Origin of the sequence: Rhizobium mayense (assembly GCF_030272705.1) — a bacterium.
Classification (GTDB): domain Bacteria; phylum Pseudomonadota; class Alphaproteobacteria; order Rhizobiales; family Rhizobiaceae; genus Rhizobium; species Rhizobium mayense.
The window spans coordinates 409,819-425,797 of the sequence record NZ_JARFYM010000002.1; the positions used below are offsets into that span (position 1 = coordinate 409,819).

The 15,979-nt window shown below is 59.8% G+C and carries 14 protein-coding genes; 11 read left to right on the forward strand and 3 right to left on the reverse strand.

The features are described 5' to 3' along the window. Window positions 1–16: 16 nt before the first annotated feature. From PY649_RS04585 to PY649_RS04595, 3 genes are all read left to right on the forward strand, one after another. Entirely contained in the window at window positions 17–151 is a 135-nt protein-coding gene (locus PY649_RS04585) for a hypothetical protein (protein WP_285866981.1), read from the forward strand. 146 nt (window positions 152–297) lie between these two features. Then, entirely contained in the window at window positions 298–711 is a 414-nt protein-coding gene (locus PY649_RS04590; RefSeq protein ID WP_285866982.1) for an organic hydroperoxide resistance protein, read from the forward strand. A gap of 13 nt (window positions 712–724) precedes the next feature. Further along, window positions 725–2,017: an epoxide hydrolase family protein gene (locus tag PY649_RS04595; protein WP_285866983.1), complete on the forward strand. Its 1,293-nt coding sequence runs from the start codon at window positions 725–727 to the stop codon at window positions 2,015–2,017. A 201-nt stretch (window positions 2,018–2,218) separates the two neighbouring features. On the opposite strand, the gene PY649_RS04600 is transcribed toward PY649_RS04595, so the two are convergent. Continuing rightward, on the reverse strand, window positions 2,219–3,091 hold the full coding sequence (locus PY649_RS04600) for an undecaprenyl-diphosphate phosphatase (protein ID WP_285866984.1): 873 nt from the start codon (window positions 3,089–3,091) through the stop codon (window positions 2,219–2,221). A 293-nt stretch (window positions 3,092–3,384) separates the two neighbouring features. Here PY649_RS04600 and PY649_RS04605 point away from each other — a divergent pair, with 293 nt between their 5' ends. The 3 genes from PY649_RS04605 to PY649_RS04615 all read left to right on the forward strand — a co-directional run bounded on the left by PY649_RS04605 (window position 3,385) and on the right by PY649_RS04615 (window position 6,241). Beyond that, the gene (locus PY649_RS04605; protein WP_285866985.1) at window positions 3,385–3,690 is read left to right on the forward strand and encodes a hypothetical protein; all 306 of its coding nucleotides are present in this window, start codon (window positions 3,385–3,387) and stop codon (window positions 3,688–3,690) included. A gap of 545 nt (window positions 3,691–4,235) precedes the next feature. Then, on the forward strand, window positions 4,236–5,072 hold the full coding sequence (locus tag PY649_RS04610) for a creatininase family protein (RefSeq protein ID WP_285866986.1): 837 nt from the start codon (window positions 4,236–4,238) through the stop codon (window positions 5,070–5,072). After that, on the forward strand, window positions 5,069–6,241 hold the full coding sequence (locus tag PY649_RS04615; RefSeq protein WP_285866987.1) for a YncE family protein: 1,173 nt from the start codon (window positions 5,069–5,071) through the stop codon (window positions 6,239–6,241). Before PY649_RS04610 ends, PY649_RS04615 begins: the two co-directional genes overlap by 4 nt. Before the next feature lie 22 nt (window positions 6,242–6,263). Here PY649_RS04615 and PY649_RS04620 read toward each other — a convergent pair whose 3' ends face one another. Continuing rightward, window positions 6,264–7,646, reverse strand: coding sequence for a sensor histidine kinase (locus PY649_RS04620; protein WP_285866988.1), 1,383 nt, complete (start codon window positions 7,644–7,646; stop codon window positions 6,264–6,266). Further along, window positions 7,624–8,307 (reverse strand): response regulator transcription factor, encoded by a 684-nt coding sequence (locus tag PY649_RS04625; RefSeq protein WP_285866989.1) that lies wholly within the window; start codon window positions 8,305–8,307, stop codon window positions 7,624–7,626. The genes PY649_RS04620 and PY649_RS04625 overlap by 23 nt, the downstream gene beginning before the upstream one ends. 229 nt (window positions 8,308–8,536) lie before the next feature. On the opposite strand from PY649_RS04625, the gene PY649_RS04630 reads away from it, so the two are divergent. From PY649_RS04630 to PY649_RS04650, 5 genes are all read left to right on the forward strand, one after another. Continuing rightward, window positions 8,537–9,226 carry a response regulator transcription factor gene (locus PY649_RS04630; RefSeq protein ID WP_285866990.1) on the forward strand — a complete coding sequence of 230 codons (690 nt, stop codon included), beginning with the start codon at window positions 8,537–8,539 and terminating at the stop codon, window positions 9,224–9,226. Window positions 9,227–9,401: 175 nt separating this feature from the next. Beyond that, the gene (locus PY649_RS04635) at window positions 9,402–10,613 is read left to right on the forward strand and encodes an efflux RND transporter periplasmic adaptor subunit (protein WP_285867193.1); all 1,212 of its coding nucleotides are present in this window, start codon (window positions 9,402–9,404) and stop codon (window positions 10,611–10,613) included. Further along, the gene (locus tag PY649_RS04640) at window positions 10,610–13,768 is read left to right on the forward strand and encodes an efflux RND transporter permease subunit (RefSeq protein ID WP_285866991.1); all 3,159 of its coding nucleotides are present in this window, start codon (window positions 10,610–10,612) and stop codon (window positions 13,766–13,768) included. The genes PY649_RS04635 and PY649_RS04640 overlap by 4 nt, the downstream gene beginning before the upstream one ends. Continuing rightward, window positions 13,752–15,185 carry an ABC-2 transporter permease gene (locus PY649_RS04645; RefSeq protein ID WP_285866992.1) on the forward strand — a complete coding sequence of 478 codons (1,434 nt, stop codon included), beginning with the start codon at window positions 13,752–13,754 and terminating at the stop codon, window positions 15,183–15,185. Before PY649_RS04640 ends, PY649_RS04645 begins: the two co-directional genes overlap by 17 nt. After that, complete coding sequence (locus tag PY649_RS04650; RefSeq protein ID WP_285866993.1) at window positions 15,182–15,913, forward strand: ABC transporter ATP-binding protein; 732 nt, start codon at window positions 15,182–15,184, stop codon at window positions 15,911–15,913. The genes PY649_RS04645 and PY649_RS04650 overlap by 4 nt, the downstream gene beginning before the upstream one ends. Window positions 15,914–15,979 lie beyond the last annotated feature (66 nt).

A 15,979-nucleotide genomic window follows, 5' to 3' on the forward strand; every position in this document is an offset into this window, starting at 1 on the left:
CCACAGGAAGGTAAACATGACTAAGATCGCACAGGCTTACCTACAGAAAAGCGGCGCAGGCCACCTCGTCGCCCTGACGATGGGCGCCATCATGCTCGCTCTGGCCGCGTATTCCCAAATGGCAAGCGCCGCCGACGTCATCTCAGACTGATGCGCCCGGGTGGCGATCATCCGCAATGTCTCAAAACGCCGTTTATGTGACATTTGTGCCATGAGGCGGCGCGCCCACATTTGTTTCGCGGACGTGCAGATCATTCCGATCGAAACCGCGCGTCGCAAGAAGAAAGGATCGAAACCATGACCACGAAGATACTCTACACAGCCCATGTCCATACTGTCGGTGGCCGTGAAGGCGCGGCACACAGTTCCGACGGACAGCTTGAAATCAAACTCGCTACGCCCGGCTCCAAGCGTCCTGGAACCAATCCGGAGCAATTGTTCGCCGCCGGCTGGTCCGCCTGCTTCGAGGGCGCCCTTACTCGGGCGGCGAGCGAAGTCGGCATCGCGCTGCCTGCCGAGACGGCCGTCGACGCTGAAGTCGATCTCAAACTTGACGAAGTCGACGGCTTCTCGATCAGCGCCCGGCTCGCCGTGAGCATACCCGGGATCGAACGGGATGTGGCGCAGTCCCTCATCGATCGCGCCCACGCGATCTGCCCCTATTCGAAGATGGTCCGCGGCGGCATCGAAGCCGCAGTTGCCTTGGCCTAACAGGAGACGTGACATGTCAATCATCGATAGCAAACTCGACCGCCGCAATTTCCTCGCCACATCAGCGGTTGGCGCCGCCGTCGCGCTCAGCGCTCCGCTCATCGCCAAGGCTCAGGCCATCGGCAACGTCAGCGATGCGCGGATACGGCCCTTCAGCTTCCATGCTTCGAACGAAGCGCTTGCCGACCTGCGCGCACGCATCCGCGCGACGAGATGGCCCGAGCGCGAGACCGTAGGGGACGCCACGCAGGGCGTGAATCTCGCCACTATGCGCAAGCTCGCGGATCATTGGGCGAACCATCACGACTGGCGGAAAGCCGAGAAAACCCTGAATTCCTATCCGAACTTCGTCACGGAGATCGATGGCCTCGACATTCACTTCATTCATGTGAAGTCGAAATACCCGAATGCATTGCCGATCATCATCACGCACGGCTGGCCGGGTTCGATCATCGAGCAGCTGAAGGTCATCGGCCCGCTGACCGATCCGGTCGCCTATGGCGGCACCGAAGCAGATGCGTTCGATGTCGTCATCCCCTCGCTTCCCGGCTATGGCTTCTCCGGCAAACCGACCGCAACCGGATGGGATCCCCAACACATCGCCCGGGCATGGGTCGAGTTGATGGAGCGTCTCGGCTACAAGAAGTATGCCGCCCAAGGCGGTGACTGGGGAAATGCGGTGACCGAGCAGATGGCGCTTCTCAAGCCGGCCGGGCTGATCGGCGTCCATACCAACATGCCTGCAACGATTCCGGACGAGATCGCGAAGCTCCTGCCCGACGGTCCAGAACCGGCAGGTCTGAGCGACGACGAGCGCTATGCCTGGGGCCAGCTCGCTTTCTTCTACAAGCACGGGCTGGGCTATGCGCAGGAGATGGCGAATCGACCGCAGACGCTTTACGCACTTGCCGATTCCCCGATCGGATTGGCGGCCTGGATGCTCGATCATGACGACCGCAGTCGCGATCTGATCACGCGGATCTTCGACGGCGCTAACGAGGGTCTATCGCGCGATGATATCCTCGACAACATCACGCTCTACTGGCTGACCAATACGGCGGTTTCGTCGGCGCGGCTCTACTGGGAGAGCAAGCTCGCCTTCTTCCAGCCGAAGGGCATTGAAATCCCGATGGGTGTCAGTGCGTTTCCGGACGAGATTTACACCGCGCCCGAAAGCTGGACCCGCAAGGCATATCCCAAGCTCGTTCACTACAGCCGACTGCCCAAGGGCGGGCATTTCGCCGCCTGGGAGCAGCCACAGTTCCTGACGGAAGAACTGCGCGCAACCTTCCATACGTTGCGTTAACCTTTGCGCATTGAGGCACCGGCATGGCACTGACGATCACCACAATCCTCGTCGCTTTTGCCGGTGTCCTTCTTATCTGCTCATGGAAAGGGCATTCAGCGGCAGTTCTCGACCCGAAAACCGGCACCGGCTTTCGGGTCGATGCGCAGAGTCAAGAAGTTGGAGCGTCCGTTGTCCATCCCATGCGGACGCACGGCGCATTTAGCTCCAGCCAGCGTAGAATACCCCTGCCAGGATGACGATGCCCAACACGCCGCGATAGATGACGAATGGCCAGGTGGAGAAACGCTCCAGAAAGCGCATGAGACCCCAGATCGTCACGAAGGAGGAGATGCTTCCCACGATCAGCCCGACGGCCAGAATCGACCAGCCTTCGAGCGACAGATGCGCGCGATAGAGCTCGAACAATTCCTTCAAGCCCGCCAGCGTGATGGCCGGAATGCCAAGCAGGAACGAGAACCGGGCCGCCTCGTCCCGTTTGAAGCCGAGAAACAGGGCAGCGGTCAGTGTCGATCCCGATCTCGAAACACCGGGGAAAAGTGCCCCGACCTGCGCCACGCCGACGATCAGGGCGTCAAGGATGCTCATCTTCTCCATATCCCGTCGATGCCTGCTGTAGAGCTCGGCGAGCGCAAGCAGGCCAGCCATGACGATGCAGGAAACGCCGATGACCCACAGGCTCCGCAATGGCGAGCCGCACGTGTTCAGCTTGGAGGACAGCAACACGCCTCCGATCACGATCGGCACCGTAGCAAGGACGATACCGAAGGCGAGCCGCAGGGCCGGCGAAGACCAATATCCCTTCCTTAGCGCGACGATTGATTCAGACGCCACGTATCGGACGTCGCTCCAAAAGTAGGATACGATGGCGGCTAGGGCAGCCAGCTGCATCGTCGCCGAGAACGCCGATCCCGGGTCCTGCCAGCCAAGAAGCGCCGGAACGAGCCGCATATGCGCGGTCGATGATATGGGCAGCAGCTCAGTCAATCCCTGAACGACTCCCAAGGCCGCCGTTCTCGTATATCCAAGGGCAACGAAGCCCGTATCCAAACCTTGCGTACAAACGTCAGCCACGTCTCAGCACCTCCGTTTCGACTGGTATCGCCGCCCCAATCTGTTTGATTGTCGGCGCGGCTTCCCCTGTGCTTGCAGATCAAGCTGAAATGTACCTTAAGAAATGGAGGCAAAGCTCATTTGACGCCGATGGCATCGGCAGAAAAAATGGCGATATCGCCGATCACACAAGGGATGCGATATATCTCCACCCAGACAGGGCAGGATAGAGAGGGGTCGCGCAAAGTTTGGGTTGACCGTTTTCGATGGCGAGGCGAAACTTGCGGCCGGCAGCAAGACAGGAGAAAAATGCGATGGATGAACCAGATCGCTGGCGACACATGGCAAGCGCACCGAAAGACGGCAGTCGGATCCTGGTCACGATCCGCGCGTCCGAACAAGGGCCGGCGGAAGTTGACCTTGCCTATTGGTCGAATGGCGACCAGTTCAGCGCAGAAGGCTGGCGCGCCTCCGATTCCTCGCCCGGGCACATCATCGAATATGCCGAGCCGGAATTGAAGTGCTGGATGCCCATGCCCTCCGCCAATCTCAATCGCACCTCAATGCCCTCACCTTGGGAAGGCGACGACGCCCAGCAGCTCGACGGGTCAGGGATTTAAGAACCCGCTCCGCCATGTGGCGATGATTCGGTACACGGCGGTGGCAAAATCTGGTTGAGCTATCCACAACCATCCTTTGATAATTAGCCGATCCCTGTGCGAATGGCACAAGGCACTTTTGTGTATCACGAAAAGCCGTCGCTTGAACTCATGCAGTCTGCTTAACCCGGGCCGGTTTCAGACGCTGGCGCGTCAGCCCTGCCAAGCAAGAATTCGGCAGCTTTTTGAGAATTGTTGATCGTTACATATTTGCCGACCCTTCGGGTCTCAATGGTTATCGGGTTGTTCCATGATTGCTTCGTCATCTGTATCCTCCCCGCCATCAATCTAGGCAGAAGCTTCCATGTTCCGGCCGGCCGGAGGAATGCCGAATTGGAATTAAGCCTTTGCTTGAGTGGTCGCGGCCTCGATCAACGCACCTCTGCCGCGTGCAGCCGCTTCTTCGATCTTAATAGTTCAGACAGTTGTTGCCTTTACAATTCCGTAAGGTGACGGAATGAACGTCAGAATATATTGCTGAAAGTGACGCGCATTTGTGAGGCACAATGATCGCTCGGCACAGTTTTAGCTTCATCGGGAGCGTCGTCGCAATTTCGTCTGCGTTCTGGCTCTTCTCAACCAGCCCTTCGAATGCATCGGTCCTGCTCGAAGATCAAACCTGGACAGAGCTGCGCGATCTTATCAAATCCGGAACGGCGACAATCATCGTGCCAATCGGCGGCACCGAGCAAAATGGCCCGGCCATGGCGCTAGGCAAACACAACGCGCGGGCAAAGTATCTGGCTGAACGGATAGCCGAGCGGCTTGGAAACGCCCTGGTTGCCCCTGTGATCTCCTATGTTCCTGAAGGTTCGATCGACCCGCCGACCGCCCATATGAAATTTCCCGGCACCATCACGATCAGCGACAAGACCTTTGAAGAGCTCCTCGAATCCGCATCGCGCAGTTTCAAACTGCACGGATTCACGACTATCGTTCTCATAGGCGACCACGGGAGTTACCAGGGCGACGAGCGTGTCGTTGCCGATCGCCTCAATCGAGAATGGAGCAAAACGCCGGTCCGCGTATTCGCGGCCACCGAATACTATGAGATCACAGAGCGCGCCTATGTCGAGAAGTTGTTGTCGTCCGGCGCAAAGCGCAGCGAAATTGGAACGCATGCCGGGTTGGCCGATACATCGCTCACGCTCGCTATCGATCCGTCGATGGTGCGCATGGATCGGATTCTGGCGACCCCGAAGCTGGGCGCGGCGGACGGCGTCTACGGTGGTGATCCGACGCGCTCGTCTGCCGAGCTTGGCAGGCTCGGCGTAGACCTGATCGTGCAAGGGACGACCGAAGCGATCCGCAAGTTCGTCGCAACTCGGCGGACATTGCAATGACTGGAAGGCATGGATGTTTCTCGACTATTGTCGCATCATTTGTGTACTTGGCCGCCTTGCAAGCGACCTCAGCTTCGGCCGGATCCTGCCCACCGGACTGCGGCGAACCGGCAGCGCCGCCCAGCGCCGTCAACATTTACAGTGAAACAACCGCCGACCATTTATCTCCAGCGACGCTAGACGCGCTACCGCGCGTCTATGTTCCAAATCATGCGTCAAACACCGTATCCGTCGTCGACAGCACGACGCTTAAGGAAGTCGACAGATTTCCAGTTGGACGACAGCCGCAACACGTAGTTCCCTCTTGGGATCTTAAGACGCTTTGGGTCACCAACAATGCTAGCCGCACGAAGATGGGCAGCCTGACGCCCATCGATCCAAAGACAGGAAAGCCTGGCAAGACCATTCCGACAACCGATCCCTACAATATGTATTTCATGCCGGATGGGAGCTCGGCCATCGTTGTCGATGAGGCGTATAAACGGCTGGACTTGCGCGACCCGCAAACCATGGCAATGAAGTCATTTATCCCAACTCCCACGTGCCATGGCGTCAATCATGCGGATTTTGCCGCCGACAATTCCTATGCCATCTTCACCTGTGAATTCAGCGGAGGCGGTCTTGTGAAAGTCGACCTGTCGACCAAGAAAGTTGTCGGCAGCCTCAAATTGTCCAAGAGAGGAATGCCCCAGGACATCAGGCTTTCGCCCGACGGCAAGGTTTTCTACGTCGCCGACATGATGAATGACGGTGTTTTCCTAATCGATGGCGACAGTTTTACCGAGATTGGCTTCATTCCAACGGGTATTGGCAGCCACGGTCTTGTCGTCAGCCGCGACGGCACCAAGCTCTATGTCGCCAACCGCGGTTCCCGCAAGATGAAGGGCGCCAGTCCGCATGGTCCGGGAAGCGTGACCGTGATCGATTTTGCAACGCGATCGGTTACCGCCCAATGGCCTGTTCCCGGTGGCGGAAGTCCCGATATGGGGAACGTCAGTGCTGACGGCACGCAGTTGTGGCTGTCCGGTCGGTTCGACGGCGAGGTCTACAAGTTCGACACCATCTCCGGCGCCGTAACAAAAGTCCGGGTTGGTGTGGAACCGCATGGCCTAACGGTCTGGCCACAACCTGGCAGATACTCTCTTGGCCACACCGGCAACATGCGGTAGGTCGCGTCCCAAAGTACACAGCCTAATACTTCGAGGCGCCCGATGCGATCGGATAGCGCAGCGAGACGGAGGCCCCCATCGTCGGCTGGTCAATAACGACAACCATTCCATGCAGACGGGCAACGGCCGCTACGAGGCTTAGCCCCAGGCCGTTGCCCGGCGCCTGGCGACTTCGTTCCGTCCGATAGAAGCGCCTGACTATGGCCTCGCTCTCCCGTTCTGGAATTCCCGGTCCGGTATCTGAAACTGCGACGCCGATCCCCTCCGGCCCGTCAAGGATTCTGACCGAAACGCGCCCTCCTTCCGGCGTAAACTTAATTGCATTGTCGACGAGATTGCCGATCGCCTCGAACAATAGGCTCGGCTCGCCGGGTATGGTGGCATCCGGCGAGCCCTCGACTGAGAAGCTGATATCTATTGATTTTTCTTCAGCCGCTGGCTCGTAAAAATCGAGTGCATCCGCGGTCACGGCGACAAGATCGACCGGTCTGAAGCCGGACCGGCGGACGCCATCCTCGATTTCGGAAATCTTAAGCAGCGCGCTGAATGTTCTAAGGGCAGCTTGTGTCTCGCCGATGGCTTCGTCAACGCCGCGGCGATAGTCGTCCATTGAGGAGGCGCGACGTTGGACCCGCTCAAGACCGGCCAGCAGACGCGTTAGCGGTGTCCGCAAATCGTGAGCAATATTGTCGCAGACGCCCTTGACCTCGTGCATCAACCGCTCGATCTCGGCGAGCATCTCATTGACCACATTCGCCAGTCGCGCGACGTCTCCTGAATTCCCTTGCGCCGGCAGGCGCTTCGAAAGATCGCCTGCCATGATGTCGCGCGCGGCACGCGTGATACCATTGATTTGGCCAACGACGCCGGTCCCCACTATCGCGGCGCCCGCCAGCCCTATGGCAGCTATGATGGTTCCGGCAAGCAGCATCGCGCCGGAAAGCACTTCGTCGAACTCGCGCAACTCACCGATGTCTTGCGCGATCAGTAGCCGGTGTCCAGACGCGAGGTGGTGGACCACGCCGCGGAAATGCGTATGCCCCGGAGATCCCTGAATTTTGAAATCGAACAAACTATCTCCGTCAGGAGCCGTTGACGGAAGCAGAATGTCGCTGCCGGCCACGCGAACTCCGGCTTTGTCGAACAATGCGATCGGGCGCTCGACATCCGCCCCTCGCGCTGTCCGGCCTCCCAACCGAAAGACGATGTCATCGATAGGACGCTGGGCAAACTCCTGCACTTCGCTCTGGACCCATTCGTCGACCTTGTTCTGCATGAAGTTCTTCGTTTCAAGATACATGAAACCGAAGAGCACAAGGGACGCGAGTCCGAACAACGCCAGGAACGACATGGACAGGCGAAAGCTGGTCGTCCGGCAGATATCATTTAGGCGCTGCAAGAACATAGCCCGAGCCCCTGATAGTTTGAATCATGGAAGCGGCACCCGCTTGATCGATCTTGCGGCGCAACTTGCTCACATGTACGTCGATCAGATTGGTCGGCTCGTCATAGCGATAGTGCCAGACTTCCTCGAAAAGCATCGTTCTGGTGACGATCTGACCTGCATGCTGCATCAGATATTCCAGAAGACGGTATTCACGTGGCAGCAGATCGATGACTTCGCCTGCTCGGCGTACCACGTGCCTCAGAAGGTCCACTTCCAGATCACCGACGCGCAGGACTGTCGCGACAATCGGGCCGGATCGCCGCTTCATGAGAACGTCCAGTCGTGCCGTCAATTCCAGGAACTCGAATGGTTTGGTCAGGTAGTCGTCCCCGCCAGCCTTGAGGCCGCGGACACGCTCGTCTACCGCCGACAATGCACTCAGGATGAGCACCGGTGTCTGCACGCCCGCAGCGCGCAGCGCCGCAAGGACGCCGAGTCCGTCGACATCGCCCGGCAGCATGCGGTCGAGAATGATGGCGTCAAACGTCTCCGCAATAGCCTTAAGGATGCTTTCACGCCCGGTGGCCACCTGCTCGACACGATGGCCAGCATCGGCAAGCGCGGCCTCGATCTCCTCCGAGGTTCGCTCATCGTCTTCGACCACCAGGATTCGTGACATCGCATTTCTCCGGCACCAGTTGCCAGCCGTGTCGACTCAGGTCTACCGGCCCAGCGCGTGCAGCCACTATCTCACTTGAATATCAGCCTATGCTTCGCACGAACATGAAATCTAATTAATCTTGGCTTTTCCGCAATGTGCACCCAAGTATGTGAGCCGAATCGCGGGGTCGGCTTCGCTAGCGACCGGTGTCGTTGAATCGCGCAATCTCGCATCGGACGGCAAAATCATGCGTATCCTGATCGTAGAAGACGATGAAAAGACCGCCGCCTATTTGACACGGGGTCTGTCGGAGAGCGGTTACATCGTCGACCGGGCGTCCGACGGCGAAACCGGCCTGACCATGGCTCTGGAGGGCATCTACGATGCCATGATCCTGGACAGAATGCTTCCAGGGATGGACGGTCTCGATATCGTGCGGCGTCTACGTGGCGATCAGCTCGAGCTGCCGATCCTCATGATTAGCGCACTTGCCACCGCCAGCCAACGGATCGAGGGCCTTCGCGCTGGTTGCGACGATTATCTCGTCAAGCCCTACGCCTTTTCTGAGGTACTTGCCCGGCTCGAAGCACTAAGCCGCCGCGCTGGCCGCTACGGCGACATCACCATGTTGCGCGTGGGCGACCTTGAGCTCGATCTGCGGCGCCGAAGTGCAGCACGCGCTGGACGGCCGATCGCGCTTCACCACCGCGAGTTCTTGTTGCTTCAGACATTGATGCTTCATGCGGGCCAGGTCGTCACCCGGTCCATGCTGCTCGAAGCGGGCTGGAATTACGACTTCGAACCGCGTGGCAACATTATCGAAATGCACATTCATCGCTTGCGACGCAAGCTCGACAACGGCTTCGATACCCAACTTATTCAGACCGTGCCCGGCGCGGGCTACATGATTGCCTCGGCAGGTACTCGCACGCCCTGAACGAACGAAGTCGGACAAGGCGACTGCCATCCTGAATCGAATTTCACGTTCGTGAGACGCCGGCTCCATCGAAGGGCGGCCATGATGCGAATCCGTCGCGGGGAATGCAACGGGCCGAGGCCCAGTCGTGTCCTTGCGCCGCAACGGATGATGGTGGAGACAGTTTGTGAAAAACATGGACGAGCAGCGACCATCTCGCAGCAATGGCTGGCTGCGGGCGCTCGTGACAACCCTTGTGCTCGGCGCTATTTTCGGCGGCGGCTTGTTTGTCTTGCAGCCCAATCACGGATGGCCGTTCCCGCAAGCTAAAAAGAACAGTGACGCCGCCCCCTCCTCGAAGCCCGCGGCAATTCCGGTGACAGTGGCAAAGGCCTCGACCCGCGATCTCCGAATTGAGCGATCCGGCCTCGGCACGGTGATTTCGCTCAATGCCATCGACGTCAAGTTCCGTGCCGACGGACAGTTGCAGACGATAGGCTTCAAGGAAGGCAGGGACGTTCAGGCCGGAGATGTCCTCGCGCAGATCGACCCGCGCCCCTACCAGGCCCAACTTGCGCAGTCCGAGGCTGCCTATCAGAAGGACCAGGCATCCCTCAACAACGCGAGAGCAGATGAGGCTCGCGCCGAGAAGCTAGGTTCCTCAGGCGCGGGAACGAACCAGGCGGTGGAGACAGCCAGGGCCCAGGTCGCCGTTTTCACGGCAGCCTTGGCAGGCGACCAGGCGGCGATCGATGCCGCCAAACTCAACCTCGAATTCACGACGGTAAAGGCGCCGATTGCCGGGAGGGCGGGCATGAGGCAGGTCGACGAGGGCGCCGTCGTCCACGCAAGCGACTCGACTGGTCTCGTCAGCATTACGCAGATGTCTCCCATCGCCGTACGATTCTCCCTTCCCCAGGACGACTTGCCGGCGCTTGTCGCGGGGCAAGCACAAGGCGATCTTGCCGTCGCCGTCGACAGTCGCGACGGTAGCCGTCACCTCGCAGATGGAAAGCTTGAGGTCATCGACAGTCAGATCGACGTCGCAACGGGCATGGTTCGGCTCAAGGCCGTTTTTCCCAACGATGCACGCGTGCTCTGGCCCGGAGAACTTGTCGACGCTCGCGTTCTCATAGGCGTTGATCATGACGCGACCGTCGTTCCCTCTGCCGCTGTCCAGAACGGCCAGGACGGTTCGTATGTCTTCGTCGTCCGACCGGACAAGACGGTGTCCGCCGTTGCAGTCAACACTGGCCTCACAGTCGACGGTTATACCGCACTGCTGTCGGGCGTGTCGTCCGGCCAGGACATTGTCCTCGACGGCCAATCGCGATTGACCAGGGGAAGCCTAATCAGTCCCAGGACCGAGACCGGCGACTCGAACAAAGCACAGGGGCCGTCGACATGACGCTTTCGGAGGTTTTTATCCGCCGCCGGATCGGCACGGCCTTACTTGCTCTCGCAATCGTCCTGCTCGGCGCGGTCGCCTATTTCAGCCTCCCGGTGGCACCCCTGCCGCAGGTCGACTTTCCGACGATCCAGATCCAGACCAGCTTGCCGGGGGCAAACGCGGACACGATGGCGACCTCAGTCGCCACGCCGCTTGAAAACCAACTCGCAAACGTGTCCGGCATCACGCAGATGACCTCGTCAAGCTCGTCCGGCCAGACCAATATTACGCTCCAGTTCGATCTGACGCGCGACATCAACAGCGCCGCCCAGGATGTTCAGGCCGCCATCAACGCCGCCACAGGCAATCTGCCCAAGAACCTCCCGAACCCACCAACCTACGAAAAAACGAACCCAGCCGAGGCGACGCTCCTGACGCTTGCCCTCTCCTCCGATCTAATCCCTCTCACCGATCTTGATCACTACGCAGAAGACGTCATCGCTCAGCAGCTCTCTCAAATGACCGGCGTAGGGCTGGTGGATTTCCATGGTCCCCAGCGGCCGTCGGTGCGCGTTCGCCTGGACCCCGACAGGCTTGCGTCGCGCGGCCTCAGCCTGGAAGACATCAGAAGCGTGATTTCCGCTCAGACTGTCAACGCCCCCAAAGGCTTATTGAGTGGATCCGACCGGGCGGTCGTTCTCAATGCCACCGACCAGATCATCGACGTGCCATCCTACGAATCCATGATTGTCGCCTACAAGGACGGCGCCCCGATCCGGCTGCAGGACCTCGGCACGGTTATGACCGGCCCTCTCGACACCCATCAGGCTGCCTGGTTGCAGTCGAAGCACGCCGTCATGATCGACATCCACAAGCAGCCGGGCTTCAACGTCATCGAGACAATCCAGCGGATCAAGGACAGGCTGCCGGCGCTTGAAGCCGGCCTGCCAGCGGCCGCGAAACTGTCCGTCGTCGGGGATCGCACCCAAACAATCACCGCGTCGGTCAATGACGTCCAGATCACGATGCTGATCACGATCGCACTTGTTGTCATGGTGATTTTTGCATTCCTCAGAAACATCTGGGCCACGCTCATTCCAAGCATCACGATCCCGCTGTCGCTGTTGGGCACGTTCTGCGTCATGTATATGCTCGGCGACAGCCTCGATAATCTGTCGCTGATGGGCCTCACCATCGCAGCCGGATTTGTGGTCGATGACGCCATAGTCATGATCGAGAACATCATCCGTCACATCGAGATGGGCAAAACCAAGATCCAGGCGGCGATCGATGGCGCGAGCGAGGTGGGTTTCACCATCATATCGATGACGGTGTCGCTCATCGCGGTGTTCATCCCCATTTTGCTGATGGGAGGAATCGTTGGCCGCCTTTTTCGAGAGTTCGCGGTCACCGTGAGCGTTGCGGTCCTGATGTCCGGCCTCGTTTCCCTTACCGTGACACCGATGCTTTGCGGATGGCTGATCCATCATGAGCAGGAACGATCGCATGGGCGACTCTACCGGGCGTTTGAACGAGCGTTCGACGCCGCGGCGCACGGCTACGGCGCCTGCCTCGACGTCGTCCTGCGACACCGGTTCATAACACTTCTGATCACCCTGCTGACATTGGCCACGACGCTCTGGCTCTACACCGTGGTTCCCAAAGGCTTTCTGCCGCAGCAAGATACCGGTTTCATCCAGGGACGAGCGCAGGCGGCGACGGATATCTCGTTCCACGCCATGTCGAACCGGATGCAGGAACTCGGGAAGATCATCATGGCCGATCCGAATGTCGACAATGTCGCCTACTGGATCAACCCGAGCCCCTCTTCGGCCATTGGCCAGGTGCAAATCAATCTCAAGCCATTCGGCGAACGCCAGGCGACCGCGGCCCAGGTGATGGCTCGATTGAAGAAGGCAACCGCAGCCGTGCAGGGGCTGACTCTTGGCATGCAAATCCGGCAGGACATCCAGGTGGGCGGCCGTCCTTCCGCTACACAGTACCAGTACACGCTTCAGGATGGCGATACCGCCGAACTCGCACAATGGTCGGACGCAATGCAAAAGGCGATGTCGTCCATTCCGCAAATTCAGGACGTGACCTCCGATCGGGAGGCAGCCGCAACCAGCGCGACGCTCGTCATCGACCGCCCAACCGCCTCACGGCTCGGTGTGAGCGTGCAAGCCATCGACGACGTGATCTACGACGCCTTCGGCCAGCGTCAGGTCGCGACCTTGTTTACGCAAGTGAGCCAGTATCACGTGGTCGAGGAACTCGATCCCTCCTTCCAACTGACGACGGCCGCTCTCGACCACCTCTTCGTACGCTCGTCGACAACCGGAGTACTGGTGCCGATGCGCGTCCTTGCTTCCGTACATGATGGGGTGATGCCAGTGACCATCAACCATCAAGGCTCGCTGCCCGCGACAACGCTGTCCTTCAACCTCACGCCGGGGACGTCACTCGGCCAGGCTGTCGACGCCGTTCATGCCGCCGAGCTGACTGTTGGCATGCCGATTACTGTGGCAAGTACATTCCAAGGAACGGCGCGCGCGTTCCAGGATTCGCTGCGCACCCAGCCGTGGCTGCTGCTGGCCGCCGTGGTTGCCGTCTACATCGTTCTCGGCGTTCTCTACGAGAGCGTGGTGCATCCGCTGACCATCATTTCGACCCTGCCCTCAGCGGGATTGGGTGCCTTGCTTGCGCTCCTTGTCTGCGGCCAAGATCTTTCGATCATGGGCATGATCGGGATCATTCTGCTGATCGGCATCGTGAAGAAGAACGCCATCATGATGATCGACTTCGCCCTTGACGCCGAGCGCGAGCAGCACCTGCCGCCTGAGGCTGCCATTCGCCAGGCCTGCCTGCTGCGTTTTCGTCCCATCATGATGACGACCTTTGCGGCGCTGTTCGGGGCGCTGCCTCTGGCGCTCGGCACCGGGCCAGGATCGGAGCTCCGCACGCCGTTGGGAATTGCCATCGTTGGTGGATTGCTCATTTCCCAAGTCCTCACTCTGTTTACCACGCCGGTGGTCTACCTGGCCTTTGGCGGCCTGGCCTCGCGCGGGCGTCACTTCCGCCGTGCCGTTGCCAGTGCGCCTGCACAGGATTCACCGACGGCGGCTCTCTCGCCAAAGGAAAGGAGGTCGGGGTCTCATGCTAACGCTCTATAGGGAAGAACTGCGCGCTCTGATGCGCGGACGTTTCGCCTGGCTGGGAGTTGCAGTCGTCCTGCTAGGAGTGGGCGGGCTCTCCGCCGTGGCCTCCCAGGACAGCTGGCTCGACGGCTATGGCGTCATAGCCTATTTCCTGGCCCCCATCTGCTTCCTGCCTCTGTCGGCCGGAACGATCGCAAGTCCCCGTGCAACCAGGTTTGTCGAGAGCGTCTTCACCGCTCCTGTAGGCCGCGGCAAGTGGTTCCTTGCCAAAATCCTCGTGCTACTGACGGTCGCTCTCGCTTATTATGTTGCCGTTGCACCTCTTGCGGCCGTTTATATCGCCAATGTCGGCATGCCGTTTCTGCTTGAGATGTATCTCCTTTGGACGCCCGGCATCCTCCTGGTCAGCATCGCGGTCGGCACGCTCGTCGGGGTCATGTTCATCGGGCGAAGCGTGGCTCCCCCTGTGGCGACGGGCGTCGGCATCATGCTTGTCTATGCCGTGCTGACACCGCTGCAGGAACTGCTCGTTACCCGAGGGTTCGGCGCCACCGCGATGGGGCATGTGACCTTGGCCAGTCCGCTGGTGCTTCTGAAGAACGGATTGGGCTTCACGCTTGCGACCGGCGAAGTTCCCGACACAGCTACAAGCACCTGGGTTTGCCTGGCGATAGTCGTGATCGGATCATTTGCTCTATCCGCATGGATCTTCCTGCGGGCGCAGGGGGTCGAGTCCTGGGAAACAAGTTCGCGACAGCGTTGGGTCATCGCCCTCGGTGTTCTGGCGCTCGTACTGGTACCCATGGTTTTCGGCGATACCAGCTACACCAAAGCCGCGCCTGCGCAAAACGGCGCGCCGTCCATACCCGGTCTTTTCCTGCGCGGCGGCGGCCAACTTGCGCTTGTCGAGCCCTACGAACCGCTTCCGGCCTCCTGCTGCGACACCCTGCTCAACCGCGACAAGTGGCCCTCGCTTCCGACCGGCCAAGCAACGCGCCAGGATCTGCTTTTGTTTCTTCCGGTCGACGTGACGCAAAGGCTTGTCCACCTGGACGTTCACGTCGTCGGCCAAAGCGGACTCGATATCCGAGTGTTGCCCCGTGATCTTTTGCGAAATCTTGAGACACACGTTTATCCGGCGGGCATCGGGCCGACAGATGCAGATGGACGTCGCGTTGAAACCGGATGGGTCGCCCGAATTCCTGTCGACATCGTTCCAACCGCGCCTTGGGACATAGGTGGCATTCGTTACCCGCTCGACCTCGACGCAACCTACGCTGTCGATGGCGGCTCACAACCGTATACGCTGAAGGCGCGCGCCGCGGTTGAAGCCCACGTTCCGAACGCGCTAGCGGAAATGGCGGTCGTTGGCGCCGTTGTCCCCATCGTCTGCATCGGCGCAATGCTCAATCGCTGGAGGCGAACGCGATGACCGACTTCGCTATCGAGACACGCGCTCTCACCCGCAGCTTCGGCCCCCTGGTGGCAGTCGACGGTATAAGCTTCAAGGTGGCGAAAGGCGAGCTCTACGGATTCCTTGGTCTCAACGGCGCCGGCAAGACCACCACCATCAGGATGCTGACCACTCTTCTGCCACCAACGTCGGGGAGCGCGAAGCTATGGGGCCATGACGTCGCTTCCGAGCCGCTCGCTGTGCGCCAACTGATTGGTCTGGTCAGTGACGAAACCAGCGAGAGCCAGTCAGACTGGACGGCGCGCGAGTACCTCGCCTACTTTGCCCGGATACGCGGGATCGAAGGCGTCTCCGACACAGTCGAACGCTGCCTGACCAGCGTGGGGCTGGCCCATCAGTTTCGCGGCAAGCTGATCGGAACTTACAGCACGGGCATGAAGCGACGCGTCGAAATCGCGCGCGCCCTCCTCGGCGGCCCAAAGGTGTTGTTTCTCGACGAGCCGACGCGCGGCCTCGATCTCCCTGCAAAGCGGGAAACGTGGAGACTATTGAAAGACCTTGCGTCGCAGGAAGCGGTCACGACATTCTTGAGCAGCCACGACGCGCAGGAGATCCGGACGCTGTGCAGCGAGATCAGCATAGTCGCCGCCGGAAAGCTGGTGTTTACGGGGCCGACTCGGGATCTGGGAAGCGACCTCGACACATTCGAGGACCGGCTGATCAAGTTGCTGACGTCAAGCAACTAGGGCGTCGCTGCGCGATGCCGCATATTTGACGAGAACGAAATATCCGACTGAATATAACGTCGTTGT

Coding starts and splice junctions, on each gene's coding strand:
- PY649_RS04585 (WP_285866981.1), top strand. CDS start 17: ATGACTAAGATCGCACAGGCTTACCTACAGAAAAGCGGCGCAGGCCAC.
- PY649_RS04590 (WP_285866982.1), top strand. CDS start 298: ATGACCACGAAGATACTCTACACAGCCCATGTCCATACTGTCGGTGGC.
- PY649_RS04595 (WP_285866983.1), top strand. CDS start 725: ATGTCAATCATCGATAGCAAACTCGACCGCCGCAATTTCCTCGCCACA.
- PY649_RS04605 (WP_285866985.1), top strand. CDS start 3,385: ATGGATGAACCAGATCGCTGGCGACACATGGCAAGCGCACCGAAAGAC.
- PY649_RS04610 (WP_285866986.1), top strand. CDS start 4,236: ATGATCGCTCGGCACAGTTTTAGCTTCATCGGGAGCGTCGTCGCAATT.
- PY649_RS04615 (WP_285866987.1), top strand. CDS start 5,069: ATGACTGGAAGGCATGGATGTTTCTCGACTATTGTCGCATCATTTGTG.
- PY649_RS04620 (WP_285866988.1), bottom strand. CDS start 7,646: ATGTTCTTGCAGCGCCTAAATGATATCTGCCGGACGACCAGCTTTCGC.
- PY649_RS04625 (WP_285866989.1), bottom strand. CDS start 8,307: ATGTCACGAATCCTGGTGGTCGAAGACGATGAGCGAACCTCGGAGGAG.
- PY649_RS04630 (WP_285866990.1), top strand. CDS start 8,537: ATGCGTATCCTGATCGTAGAAGACGATGAAAAGACCGCCGCCTATTTG.
- PY649_RS04635 (WP_285867193.1), top strand. CDS start 9,402: ATGGACGAGCAGCGACCATCTCGCAGCAATGGCTGGCTGCGGGCGCTC.
- PY649_RS04640 (WP_285866991.1), top strand. CDS start 10,610: ATGACGCTTTCGGAGGTTTTTATCCGCCGCCGGATCGGCACGGCCTTA.
- PY649_RS04645 (WP_285866992.1), top strand. CDS start 13,752: ATGCTAACGCTCTATAGGGAAGAACTGCGCGCTCTGATGCGCGGACGT.
- PY649_RS04650 (WP_285866993.1), top strand. CDS start 15,182: ATGACCGACTTCGCTATCGAGACACGCGCTCTCACCCGCAGCTTCGGC.